8 protein-coding genes are annotated in these 12017 nt (G+C 61.1%); 1 reads left to right on the top strand and 7 read right to left on the bottom strand.

All coding sequences use genetic code 11. The features are described from left to right. Positions 1–50 precede the first annotated feature (50 nt). From ntrC to glnA, 3 genes are all read right to left on the bottom strand, one after another. Positions 51–1565, bottom strand: coding sequence for a nitrogen regulation protein NR(I) (gene ntrC, locus P3T17_RS02280; protein ID WP_074264130.1), 1515 nt, complete (start codon positions 1563–1565; stop codon positions 51–53). Positions 1566–1610: 45 nt separating this feature from the next. Beyond that, positions 1611–2753, bottom strand: a complete 1143-nt coding sequence (gene glnL / locus P3T17_RS02275) for a nitrogen regulation protein NR(II) (protein ID WP_074264129.1) — start codon at positions 2751–2753, stop codon at positions 1611–1613. Positions 2754–2930: 177 nt separating this feature from the next. After that, the gene (gene glnA, locus P3T17_RS02270) at positions 2931–4346 is read right to left on the bottom strand and encodes a type I glutamate--ammonia ligase (RefSeq protein WP_074264128.1); all 1416 of its coding nucleotides are present in this window, start codon (positions 4344–4346) and stop codon (positions 2931–2933) included. A 457-nt stretch (positions 4347–4803) separates the two neighbouring features. Here glnA and P3T17_RS02265 point away from each other — a divergent pair, with 457 nt between their 5' ends. Continuing rightward, on the top strand, positions 4804–5268 hold the full coding sequence (locus P3T17_RS02265) for a rhodanese-like domain-containing protein (RefSeq protein ID WP_074264127.1): 465 nt from the start codon (positions 4804–4806) through the stop codon (positions 5266–5268). Positions 5269–5436: 168 nt separating this feature from the next. Here P3T17_RS02265 and P3T17_RS02260 read toward each other — a convergent pair whose 3' ends face one another. The 4 genes from P3T17_RS02260 to P3T17_RS02245 all read right to left on the bottom strand — a co-directional run bounded on the left by P3T17_RS02260 (position 5437) and on the right by P3T17_RS02245 (position 11929). Beyond that, entirely contained in the window at positions 5437–8376 is a 2940-nt protein-coding gene (locus P3T17_RS02260; RefSeq protein ID WP_429404456.1) for a GH92 family glycosyl hydrolase, read from the bottom strand. A gap of 557 nt (positions 8377–8933) precedes the next feature. Continuing rightward, on the bottom strand, positions 8934–9779 hold the full coding sequence (locus P3T17_RS02255) for a competence/damage-inducible protein A (protein WP_429404454.1): 846 nt from the start codon (positions 9777–9779) through the stop codon (positions 8934–8936). A gap of 19 nt (positions 9780–9798) precedes the next feature. Then, positions 9799–10632: an EI24 domain-containing protein gene (locus P3T17_RS02250; RefSeq protein WP_429404452.1), complete on the bottom strand. Its 834-nt coding sequence runs from the start codon at positions 10630–10632 to the stop codon at positions 9799–9801. Positions 10633–10903: 271 nt separating this feature from the next. Continuing rightward, on the bottom strand, positions 10904–11929 hold the full coding sequence (locus P3T17_RS02245) for a beta-propeller fold lactonase family protein (RefSeq protein WP_429404450.1): 1026 nt from the start codon (positions 11927–11929) through the stop codon (positions 10904–10906). Positions 11930–12017: the final 88 nt, after the last annotated feature.

The following is a 12017-nucleotide window of genomic DNA, read 5'->3' as shown; positions in this document are numbered from 1 at the left end:
CCGAAAGGACGACGCCAACCGGCGCCATCCCTTCTTCAGTCAAGCTCATCTCAAGGTTCGAGGTTGAGTTCCTGAATCTTGCGCGTAATGGTATTGCGACCAATGCCCAGCCGCTCGGCGGCTTCGACCTTGCGGCCACGGGTGAAATCGAGCGCTTCGCGGATCACTGCGGCCTCAAAGCGTCGTGCAAGCTCATCCATCACATCGGGCGCGTTCTCACGCAGCATCCGGGCGACTTCCGTGCGCAACCCGCTCTCCCACGCACTGACAGCGACCGCCACCGGCATCCCGGGCATCGAGGCTACATGCGACGGCAGCGCTGCGCCGTTCGCGGCCGTCTGCCCCGCGATGCCACTCGCCGGATCGCCGCCCAGCACGCCACCTGCTGCGATCTCCGAAGCGCCCGCCTGAGCCGGCACCAGATCCGGCGGCAAATCCTTGATCTCGATAGTCTGCGCCGGCGCCATCACGGTCAGCCAGTTGGCAAGATTCTCGAGTTGCCGCACATTGCCCTGGAAGGGCAGCGACGCAAGATACGTCAGCGCCTCCTCGGATACCCGCTTCGGCTCGACCCCGAGGTCGCGCGCGCTTTTCTGCAAGAAATGGCGCGTGAGGAGCGGAATGTCTTCGCTGCGCTCGCGCAACGCCGGCAGACGCAAGCGGATCACATTGAGCCGGTGATACAAGTCTTCGCGGAACAGACCCTGACGCACCCGCGATTCGAGATTCTGGTGCGTAGCCGCAATCACGCGCACATTCGCGCGCAATGGGCTGTGCCCCCCAACGCGATAGAACTGGCCATCGGACAGCACCCGCAGCAAACGTGTCTGCAGATCAAACGGCATGTCGCCGATTTCGTCGAGAAACAGCGTGCCGTTCTCAGCCTGCTCGAAGCGTCCCTGGCGCATCGCCTGCGCGCCGGTAAAGGCGCCGCGCTCATGGCCGAATAGTTCGGACTCCAGCAGATCCTTCGGAATCGCCGCCGTGTTCAATGCGATGAACGGACCGTTCGCGCGTGGGCTATGTCGGTGCAAGGCGCGCGCGACCAGTTCCTTACCGGTGCCTGATTCGCCGGTAATGAGCACGGTTGCCGCAGAATGGGACAGGCGGCCGATGGCACGAAACATATCCTGCATCGCCGGCGCCTGGCCGAGCATTTCCGGTGCATCGGCAACGCGTTCATCCCACGTCTGTTCGCCGCGCACGCTTTCGTCGACGGCGCGGCGAATCAACTCCACCGCCTTGTCGACGTCGAATGGTTTGGCGAGGTATTCGAAGGCACCGCCCTGAAACGCGGCCACGGCGCTATCGAGATCCGAGAACGCGGTCATGATGATGACGGGCAAGCCCGGCACCTTTTCGCGCACCGTCTGCAGCAATTCAAGGCCCGAACCGCCGGGCATGCGGATGTCGGAGACCAGCACTTGCGGGCTGTCGTGATCGAGCGCGGCTGCTGCGTCGCGCACGTTAGCAAAGCTGCGCGTCGCGAAGTTCTCGCGAGCGAGCGCCTTCTCGAGTACCCATCGTATCGATTGATCGTCGTCTACTATCCAGATCGGCTTCATATAGTCGGTCAGAAGTCTTTAGGTGCGCTTGTGACGCATGAGGTATTAGCAGTCGAGCGGCAGCAGAATCTGAAACTCGGTGTGGCCCGGACGGCTGTCCACTTCGATCAGTCCATCGTGCTGCTGCACGAAAGTCTGCGCGAGCGTGAGACCCAGACCGCTTCCATCGTCGCGCCCCGAAACGAGCGGATAAAAAATGCGGTCGCGGATGTCTTCTGGAATGCCTGGTCCGTTGTCGATGATATGCAAGTCCAATGCCAGCTTACATAGACGTTTCGCAATGGTGATCTTGCGCGCCACGCGCGTGCGCAATTCGATGCGCGCGTCGCCTTGCGAAATCCGTTCGCGCAACGCTTCAGCCGCGTTGCGCACGATGTTGAGCACGGCCTGGATCAGTTGTTCCTTGTCGCCGCGCAGATCGGGCACGCTCACGTCGTAATCGCGCTCGATGGTGAGACCGCGCGGAAACTCCGCGAGAATCACCGCGCGCACGCGTTCGCATACTTCGTGAATATTCACGTCGCCTACGATGTGTGGATGACGGTGCGGCTCCAGCAGCCGATCGACCAGCGTTTGCAGCCGGTCCGATTCCTTGATGATGACCTGGGTGTACTCGCGCAACTCGTCGCGCTCGCGCACACCCAGTTCGAACTCGAGTAATTGCGCCGCACCGCGAATACCGCCCAGCGGATTCTTGATCTCGTGCGCGAGATTGCGGATCAGTTGCTTGTTGACCGCGGTCAGATCGTTGATACGCTCTTCGCGGTCGGTGCGCAGGTGGCGTTCGTTTTCGAACAGCTCAAGCAATACAAAATCCGGCGCGCCGTCCAGGTAACCCACAATCGCATGCACATGCAGCGGCTCGTGGCCTTGACGCTCGAGCACCGCATCGAGGTGCGTCGCGTGGAAACGGTGTTCCGCAATCGACGCCACCGTGGCGATCAACTCGTCCGAGTTCGCGAAGATGTCCGGCCACGCCATCTGCGTCAATTGGCGGCGCGACAAATCGAGCATCGCTTCAGCGGATGGGTTCGCATACGCGACCCGCAGCGTGCGTTTGTCGAGCACGAGCACGACCGTCGGCAACGCCTCGAACCCCGTCAGCAGCCCCGAATCCGCCAGTTGCGCGTTTTCGGACAATGGCTCGGCATGCCCTTTTCTAGCTTTGATCAGATTCTTCAGAACCATCTTGCAGTCTGGCCGATGAGAGATGGTGGTACAGCAAACCGCCCGCGCTTCGCAAACGTTTACTGGTGCCTACAAAAAAAGGGACGGCGCCGCCGTCCCTTTGTGACCCGCATTCGATCAGTCACGAGCGTCGGGCGCGCGCTTCGCCACATACTTGAGGCGAAGCGCCATCGCCACTTACAGCGAGTAGTACAGTTCGAACTCGACCGGGTGCGTGGTCATACGCACACGTTGCAGTTCGCCTTCCTTCAGTTCCAGGTAAGCGTCGATCATCGCGTCTGTGAACACGCCACCGCGCGTCAGGAACTCGCGATCGGCGTGCAGCGCTTCCAGCGCCTGATCGAGGCCGGCACACACGGTCGGGATCTTTGCATCCTCTTCCGGCGGCAGGTCGTACAGGTTCTTGTCGGCGGCTTCGCCCGGATGGATCTTGTTCTGCACGCCGTCCAGACCTGCCATCATCAGTGCCGAGAAGCACAGGTACGGGTTGGCCAGCGGATCCGGGAAGCGCGTTTCGATACGGCGTCCTTTCGGGTTCGACACGTGCGGAATACGGATCGAAGCCGAGCGGTTACGCGCCGAGTAAGCGAGCTTGACCGGTGCTTCGAAGTGCGGCACAAGACGCTTGTACGAGTTCGTGCCCGGGTTCGTGATGGCGTTCAGCGCGCGAGCGTGCTTGATGATGCCGCCGATGTAGAACAGTGCGAATTCCGACAGGCCAGCGTAACCGTTGCCTGCGAACAGGTTCTGACCGTCCTTCCAGATCGACTGGTGAACGTGCATACCCGAACCGTTGTCGCCGACTACCGGCTTCGGCATGAAGGTGGCCGTTTTGCCGTACGTGTGCGCGACGTTGTGGACGACATACTTCAGTTGCTGCGTCCAGTCAGCGCGCTGCACCAGCGTCGAGAACTTGGTGCCGATTTCGTTCTGGCCCATGCCGCCGACTTCGTGGTGGTGCACTTCGACCGGAATGCCGATCTGTTCGAGCAGCAGACACATTTCCGAGCGGATGTCCTGGAACGAATCGACCGGCGCAACCGGGAAATAGCCACCCTTCGTGCCCGGGCGGTGACCCGTGTTGCCGCCTTCGAATTCCTTGCCCGACGACCACGGTGCTTCTTCCGAACCGATCTTCACGAAGCAGCCCGACATGTCCGTGTTCCACTGGACCGAGTCGAAAATGAAGAATTCAGGTTCCGGACCGAAGTAAGCCGTGTCGCCCAGACCCGAGCTCTTCAGATAGGCTTCAGCGCGCTTTGCCAGCGAGCGCGGATCGCGTTCGTAGCCCTTGCCGTCAGCCGGTTCGACGACGTCGCAAGTCAGCACGAGGGTCGACTCTTCGTAGAACGGGTCGATGAAGGCCGTATCGGCGTCCGGCACGAGCAGCATGTCCGACGCTTCGATACCCTTCCATCCGGCAATCGACGAACCGTCAAACGCATGGCCGCTCTCGAACTTGTCCTCGCTGAATGCCGACACCGGCACCGATACGTGCTGTTCTTTGCCGCGTGTGTCGGTAAAACGGAAGTCGACAAACTTGACGTCCTCGTCCTTGACGAGCTGAATGACGTCGGCCACGGATTTACTCATAACCTATCTCCTGATTAACGAATTCGGCGGATTTAGCCGCCGCCCAAATCTAGCTGACCCGTCCCGGCACGTCTACCTCGGATTGATCTCACGCGAAATCAGACGCCGAAAGCCGGTGATCGAATCGATCGGCCACCAATTAAGCAGCTTCTGTGCCATATATGCGCCAAGCCGGCGCAGAGGCCATCTTCACGCGCATTCGCGGGGAATCGTCGCACCCCGGAGAGGGTGAACGAGCCCCGAATCTTTAAACCTTCGCACCATCATGGGGCAATCTCGAAATGCCTCCAAGGTAGAATCCCCGCTTTGGGGCGTTCGCCGTATTTTGCACCACTTTGGAGCAATACATCTTCGACTGCGCGTTGCTCTGCAGCGAGGCCGCGCAGCAAGTACCATGAATCCGCCGAGCCGACCGCCGCGCTAGAATGGTCATTTGGTCCGAAGGAGACTTGCTGTCATGAGTACGCTCGAACAGTTGTATGCCCAGGCCGAAAAGCGCCGCCTCGACAACCAGTTGCCCTACGCGGGCGCGCTGTCGCCCGCCGAGGCCTTCGAGCTTCTTCAACTCGATCCGCGCACCCGGCTCGTCGACGTGCGTACGCGCGCAGAACTGGACTGGGTTGGCCGGCCGGTGATCGGCGACGGCCAGTACGCACATGTCGAATGGACCCGTTATCCGGGCGCCGTGCCGAATCAGGAATTCCTCGAGCAACTGGGTCAGGTGGCCGCGAACGATACGCCGGTGCTGCTCCTGTGCCGTAGCGCCGCCCGTTCGAAGCTCGCTGCGATCGCCGCGACTCAGGCCGGTTTCACCAAGGCGTTCGATCTGCTGGAAGGCTTCGAAGGCGACAAGGACGGCCAGGGGCATCGGAAGACGGTCTCAGGATGGTGTTTTCGCGGCTTGCCGTGGATTGGCGCTTAAGGCACGCGTCCTGAAAACAGAACGCGCCGGCGACGCATTGAGTGCATCGTCGGCGCGGGGTGTGACACTGCGATGTCGTGACTGCGGCCCTGCCCGGGTGGCGAATCAGGGCCGCTCGATCATCGGGCGCCGCCGAAGCGGCGTCCAATGATCTCAAAGCGCGCAAATTCAAGGCGCGGCGGCGATACCAAAGACGTGCAACTTGCCCTCGCTCACCTGCCTCGGCAAGGTGACGCTCGCCACCTGCTTGCCCGGTGTCAGCGGCACCATCTGCGCAAACAGATAGGTCTTGACGGCGTTGTTGGTGCCGTCGCCTGCATTGCGGTACGTCGTCGTCAACGCAATGGGGTCCACCGGTGCCGCGCTACCGCCATTGAGCGTCCAGTCGTCGAAGGCGAGCGTGAACGGCGTGGTCGTGCCGTCGGTGTAGGTCACGAGTGCGGCACCCGAGCCCGGTCCGTTGTTGGCCGATCCCAGCAGAACCAGCGTACGGCCTCGCGTGCCAGGCGGCATGGCGATGGTCTGCCCAACCGCCACGGCGTTATCCAGCGGCCCGCCGGACAGGATGAAACTCGCGCCATCGAAGACAAACGGTTTGCCGGGCGCCGCGCCCGCCGTCGTCAACGCCTGCGACGAGTAGCTGTAGAGCGAGCCGTCGAAGTCCGCACCGAGGCCATCCGTATCAGTGCTGCCGTCCGTGCTGATGCCGTGGTTGTTGAATGCATCCGCCACGTTACGTGCGACCGGCACGCCATAAGACGGAGGCGTGTCGGCAGGTTCCGTGCCCCACTGCGAAGGCGACGAACCCATTGCGAAGTTCAGCGTCGCGCCGTTGGCCAGCGCGTCGACGTCGAGCCACGAACTCTTGTGGGCAGCGCCATTGACCGTCAGGCTTTGCACGTACTTCGCATCGGGTGCGCCAGTTGCATTGATGCGCAGCGTCTTGCCGTTGCCGAGGTGAACGGTGATCGACGAGAACTGCGGGCTGCCGATCGCAAAGCCGCCGACACCTGGAATCTCCGGATAGAGACCCAGTGCGCCCCACACATACCAACCCGACACGGCGCCCAGGTCGTCATTGCCAGGCAAGCCGTTCGGGGCGGTGCTGAAGGCGCTCGCCATGATCTGCTGGACGACATTCTGTGTGCCCGACGGCGAACCCGCCCAGTTATACAGCCAGGGCACCTCGAAGGTCGGTTCGTTGCCCATATAGAAATTGGGCAGGCTCGTCCCCGCGTTCAAGACCGTGAAGAATGTGTTCAGCCGCGACACCACCGTCGCGTTTCCGCCCAGTTCGGCAAACAGTCCAGTCGGATTGAACGGCACCATCCACGTGTACTGCTCCGCGTTGCCTTCCACATAGTTGTCGGTGCTGCTTGGCGTCTCCGGAATCCAGCTGCCGTCCGAATTGCGTCCAGAATTCAGCGGCGGCGTCAATGACGTGTTGAGCACGTTCTGCCAGTAGGCCGAACGGCTGCGCAGCATCTTCTGGACGTTGGTATTGCCCAGTTCGCCGGCGAACTGCGAAATGGCGAAATCGCTGCTGCCGTACTCCAGCGTCGACGATGCCTGCCCCCATTCGCCGCTTGTGATATAGCCGAACTGCAGATAACTGGCACGGCCGCCATTCGTCGTCACACCGTTGCACGCGGTGCCGGGGATGTTGGCCATCTGGATCATATGGCTCAGGGCGCCCGAGGTATCGAACGAGCGCGCGCCGAAGGCGTACGCGCCCGCCACGATTATCGAGCCGGCATCGCCCGGCATCACGCCGTCTTCGACGTTGTCGTTGACCCAGTGCGGGATCGCGCCGCACTGGTCGGCATCGTTGACGAGCGACTGCGCCATGTCGCTGGTCTCCTGCGGAAACAGCGTGGCTTTAAGCGGAATCAGCGAGCGGTAGATGTCCCAGCCCGAAAATGCGGTGTACTGCGCGGCGTGGCCGGCGCTGACCGTGTGGACCTTCTGGTCGAAGCCGATGTATTGACCATTAATATCGCTGAATACGCTCGGCGCCCATGACGCGTGGTAGAACGCCGTATAAAACTTGGTCAGCGCGGTGGTATCGCGGCTACTCACCTGAATGGTATTGAGGCGCTGATTCCATATCGCGTCGGCCACTGCCTTCACGCCGTCAAAATCCCAGAACGGATTTTCCTTCTCAAGATTGTTTCGGGCATTGGCGACGCTGACGTATGAAATACCGATTTTCATCAGAACAGTCCCGCCTTTACCGAAATTCATTGTAGCGACGCCATTGGTAAAGGAAGATGTGGTTGCAAAGGGGCGATTAAACTCCGCATAAAAGTACACCGGAACATTCGTTGCATTGCCGCAAAAATGGCCACCAGTGGTACTGCCGGAAATCGTCCGGGCGTCCACCTGGGTGACGGAGCCGGCCACGCTCGTTTCCGTATTCGTGTAGGTCGTGTTGAGCACGAGCGTCGACGGCTGCTGATCCGGATAGGTGAAGCGGCCGAAGCCCGTGCGCAGCGTCGCCGTCAACTCGACCTTGACCTGGTTGTCGAGCAGCACGGAATAAGCGCCTGCCACCGACTTCTCGTTGGCATGGCTAAAGGTCTGCGCGAGCGGCTTGGTGGCATCGAGCGTCGGCATGACCGGGAATTCGCCGTCGTTGCCGGAGCAACCCGCGCCGCTCATATGCGTGAGGCTGAAGCTCTGGATCGAACCGATGTCGTAGTAGTAACCGGCCGGAGAGCCGGGCTCCGCGCTGTTCGACGGAGCGGAGGTGGTGTTCGTGTCAGGAGCCCATTGCACCATGCCGTTCGGCAGGCCCGCTGCGGGCACCACGCTGCCGGCCTGGCCTGCGGGCACCGGATTCGGAGAGTTGCTGGCCAACGTGCCGATGAGCGGATTGACGTACTGGGTCAACCGCAGGGTGCTGTGATCGGCTACGGGTGTTTGCGCGGCATCGTTTGCAGCGGTTGGACTTGAATTGCTGGAACCGGCGTTTGCGTCACTCTGGGACGTCCCATGAAGCTGGTCCGCCGCCACGCCAACAGACTGACTGCCCGGACTATCTCCTCCACAACCCGTCAAAGAACCAATGATGATCAAAGCGGCCGTTAGACGGCGTAAATCTATCATGGCTATCTCCTGAGTATTGTTGAGTATTTTCTACTTTTGTTTAGTCATCCGAATCGTACATTTGACAATGGACCGAATGACTGAAAGCCATGCTATCCGAGGGATTCGAATGGCGTCAACTGATTATCCATGGCTGGTTGGTGTTTATTGGAATTTAGTAAACAAACTAAAAGGCTTACGAAATACTCATTAATGAGGTTAATCGAATACACTGGATTGACGGGTGCTGACGGGATTTATGCAGGAAGCATTCTATTTAACGAGCACCAGAAATTGATGCAATGCGGCGAATAAATTGAATTGACGGAAATCCGCATTAAGCAGCGGCTATTCCCGTGGCATTACTGGGGAAGCGGATCCGGGTTACGCGGCTGCGCGCAGTTTATCGGATAGGGATGCGGCGCACCCCGGCCAGGTGGGTCCGCACGGCACGCACGATGTAGGCGCGGCGAAGCGGCGTGCGCACGGTAAGTACCGTGCGCCGCGGACCGCGCGTTGTGCCCGTGATCTGTTCACGTGGCGGTTGTGCAGCACAGCAGCCCGGACAGAGCCGCCCCTTAACTACGCGGCTTGCCCGCGGCCGCTGCTGCTGCCGCCGCTTCCGGCTCGACGATATCTCCACCCAGCAGATGCACGCCTTCGCGCAGCTTCACGAACGCTGCGGCCACGGCCTCCGGCTCGCCCTTCACGCCGAGATCGATATGGCGCCGTGCATAGATGCCGCCGCGCTCGGCATCGCCGACGCTCGGCAGACTGAACACGCGCACGCCTGGGAAATCATGTTCGATCTTCTCCATCAGCGGCGTGAGCGTCGATTCCGGCAACTCGAACACCAGCAAAGACTTTTCCGCGTGCGGCATGGCGTGATGCAGATGCGCGTACTTCGTATCCAGCACCCACTCGATCATCGGCCACGCCATCACCGGGAAGCCCGGCACGAAGTGATGATCGCCTACCGAAAAGCCAGGAATCTTGTTGTAGCCGTTCGGGATGATCGACGCGCCCTGCGGATACGTGCCCATGTTGAGGCGATGGCGGTTCTCCGGCGACTCGAGATCCACGGGATTAGGCGAATTGGCCGGATGGGTGTCGCGAATCCGCTCGCGGATCAGTTCGGCCGCCTCCGGATGCAGCGCGAGCGGCACACCCAGCGCAGCGGCCGCGCACTGACGTGTGTGATCGTCGGGCGTCGCGCCGATGCCGCCCGTCGAGAACACGACGTCGCCCGAGGCAAAGCTGCGCCGCAGCGTGGCCGTGATCCGCTCAGGCTCGTCGCCGATGTACTCTGCCCAGCCGAGCGACAGACCGCGCGCGGTCAGCAGTTCGATGACCTTCGGCAGGTGCTTGTCGACCCGCCTGCCCGACAGGATTTCGTCGCCGATGATGATGACGCCAAATGCCATTGCGGCCTCTCAAATAGATTCAATAGGGAACCACCGGCGCCGCGTGACGCGCGCCCTGCTCCTCCGCGCGCATGCGCTGCAACGCACGCAGACAGTAATAACCGAACCATAGCGCCGAAAACACGAGGATGAACGCATAGATCCAGATCGTCACCGCCGTGATTACCGGGAACAGCACAATCAGCCAGACCGACGAAGCCCATATCAGCGTCGGCAGCGAGCCGAGCAGACCGCTCGCCACACCGATCAGCAGCAACGGTAGACGGTAGCGTCGCACCAGCGCACGCCGTTCGTCGCGGCTCGCATGCAAGGCCAACGCGTCGTAGGTCATGACGCGATAGGTGAGCCAACCCCACAGTAACGGCGGAATCAGCGCGAAAAACGGTGGAATCAGCCACAGTGGCAAGGTGACGGCCAGCAACACGAGACAGACCAGCGTCGTCCATACCGCGTGCATGAGGCTACCGTACCACGTTCCGCCGCGCCGCATTTCAAGGCCCGCAAACTGCCGTGCCGACAGATGGCGGATGACGCCGGGCATCGACAGCGTGGCGATCAGAAGCAGGATCGTCACGACGATCAGCGGAATCGCCATCGCCAGCACGATGAAAGGCGCGAGCGCTGCATGCAGCGCGGAAAAACCGACCCAGTCGAACATGCGGTAAAGGGTGGTCGTGAAAGACCAGCCCTCCAGCCAGACGCGTGTGGCGCCAGTCAGCGTCTGCCAGGAAAACCACAAAATCACGCCCCATACGACCGTCGCCGCAAAAAACGGCAGGAAGGTCAGCCAGAGCATGCGCGGGTGGAGCGCACTTGCGAGCGCGCGTCCGAACGAGCGCAACAGATCATTCATGCGAGTCTGTACGAGTGAATGAAACGATGGGACAAGGGGTTGAGGCGAAAGATCCGGCGGACATTTCGCGGAATCTGGACAGGATAAACCACGGGAGGTGCCGCCGGTAGGTTCGGCGGCACGGATGGGGAGAAAGGATGGTGTTTGTATGGTCGCGGATTTGGTGGCGCTTATGTCGCGGCTTGTGTGCTGGCGCTTGTGTGCCGACGCTTGTGTGGTGGTGTATACGGCCGCACGCTGTGGCCGCACGCGCTTCCGCTTGTGTGCTCAATTAGGCGCCGTTGGGCGCCGTCACCGGCGCGCGGTCGTAGAAATAGATGCCGTGCGGTGAGCGGCCCACCGCGATCGTCTGGATCAGTTTGCGGGTAGTCAGATCGATGATACCGACGTGCTTCGCAAAGCGGAACGTGACCCACAGATAGCGCTTGTCCGCCGATAACTCCATGTCGTCGGGTCCGGGCATCAGGCCTGTGATGTCGCCGACATTGGTGAGCGTATCCTCGTCGATGATGCTGATGGTGCTGGCGACGCGGTTCGACACCGCAACGTGCTTGCCGTCGGCGAGTGAGCGAAAGTTATGCGCGCCATTGCCGGTCTGGATCGTCTTGACGATCTTCTGGTTGCGCCAGTCGAGCACTGCGACATAATCCGCGCCGGTCATGCCGATCAGCAGATATTTGTCGCCCGGTGTCATCCACAGGCCAGCCGGCACCTTGCCGACTTTCATCTTCCACTTGACCTGCTGGGTCGCAAGATCGACCGCGGCCAGTTCGCCCGAAACCTGCAGCGTGACGAACACGGTTTTGCTGTCGTTCGAGAAGGCCATATGGCTCGGCATCACCGCGAGCGGCAGGCGCTTGGCGAGCGTCATGTCGTGACCGTCGTAGTGATAGATGTCAAGACGGTCGAGCCGCAGGCCCGTCGTCACCACCCACTTTTTGTCAGGCGAAAAGCCGATCTGATACGGATCTTCGATGTTCTCGACCCAGCGCTGCACCTTGCCGCTTTTCGGGTCGACGAGCATCAGGTTGTTGGAAACCGAATTGGCGACGATGAGCGAACTGTTGTCCGGCGTCGCCATCAGGTGATGCGGTTCCTTGCCGGTCGGCACCGTGCCGACCACCTGATGGGTGGCTTCGTCGATCAGGCTGAGGGTGGCCTCGCCGGAGTTGAGCACGATCACGTTGTTGGCGTGCGCGGCCGGCGAGAAGAGACCGGTCAACAGGCCGGTGGCCGCGGCCAGCGCCGTGCTGGTGGCGAACGCGGCGCGCAGGCCACGTAGAAGAAATTTACGCATGGGGACTCACTTCCGAGAACAACCGGCATTGTAAAGCGTTTGTCAGGGTGAGCGATTGATCTGGATGGGGTGTTGGCGATGAAATGCA

The sequence above is a fragment of the Paraburkholderia sp. GAS82 genome (assembly GCF_050436285.1).
Classification (GTDB): Bacteria; Pseudomonadota; Gammaproteobacteria; order Burkholderiales; family Burkholderiaceae; genus Paraburkholderia; species Paraburkholderia phenazinium_B.
Note: the sequence above shows the minus strand (reverse complement) of the source record. Positions and strands in the feature narration are given on the sequence as shown.

Excerpts from the sequence above, each read along its gene's own strand:
- ntrC (WP_074264130.1), bottom strand. The coding sequence starts at position 1,565 with ATGAAGCCGATCTGGATAGTAGACGACGATCAATCGATACGATGGGTA.
- glnL (WP_074264129.1), bottom strand. The coding sequence starts at position 2,753 with ATGGTTCTGAAGAATCTGATCAAAGCTAGAAAAGGGCATGCCGAGCCA.
- glnA (WP_074264128.1), bottom strand. The coding sequence starts at position 4,346 with ATGAGTAAATCCGTGGCCGACGTCATTCAGCTCGTCAAGGACGAGGAC.
- P3T17_RS02265 (WP_074264127.1), top strand. The coding sequence starts at position 4,804 with ATGAGTACGCTCGAACAGTTGTATGCCCAGGCCGAAAAGCGCCGCCTC.
- P3T17_RS02260 (WP_429404456.1), bottom strand. The coding sequence starts at position 8,376 with ATGATAGATTTACGCCGTCTAACGGCCGCTTTGATCATCATTGGTTCT.
- P3T17_RS02255 (WP_429404454.1), bottom strand. The coding sequence starts at position 9,779 with ATGGCATTTGGCGTCATCATCATCGGCGACGAAATCCTGTCGGGCAGG.
- P3T17_RS02250 (WP_429404452.1), bottom strand. The coding sequence starts at position 10,632 with ATGAATGATCTGTTGCGCTCGTTCGGACGCGCGCTCGCAAGTGCGCTC.
- P3T17_RS02245 (WP_429404450.1), bottom strand. The coding sequence starts at position 11,929 with ATGCGTAAATTTCTTCTACGTGGCCTGCGCGCCGCGTTCGCCACCAGC.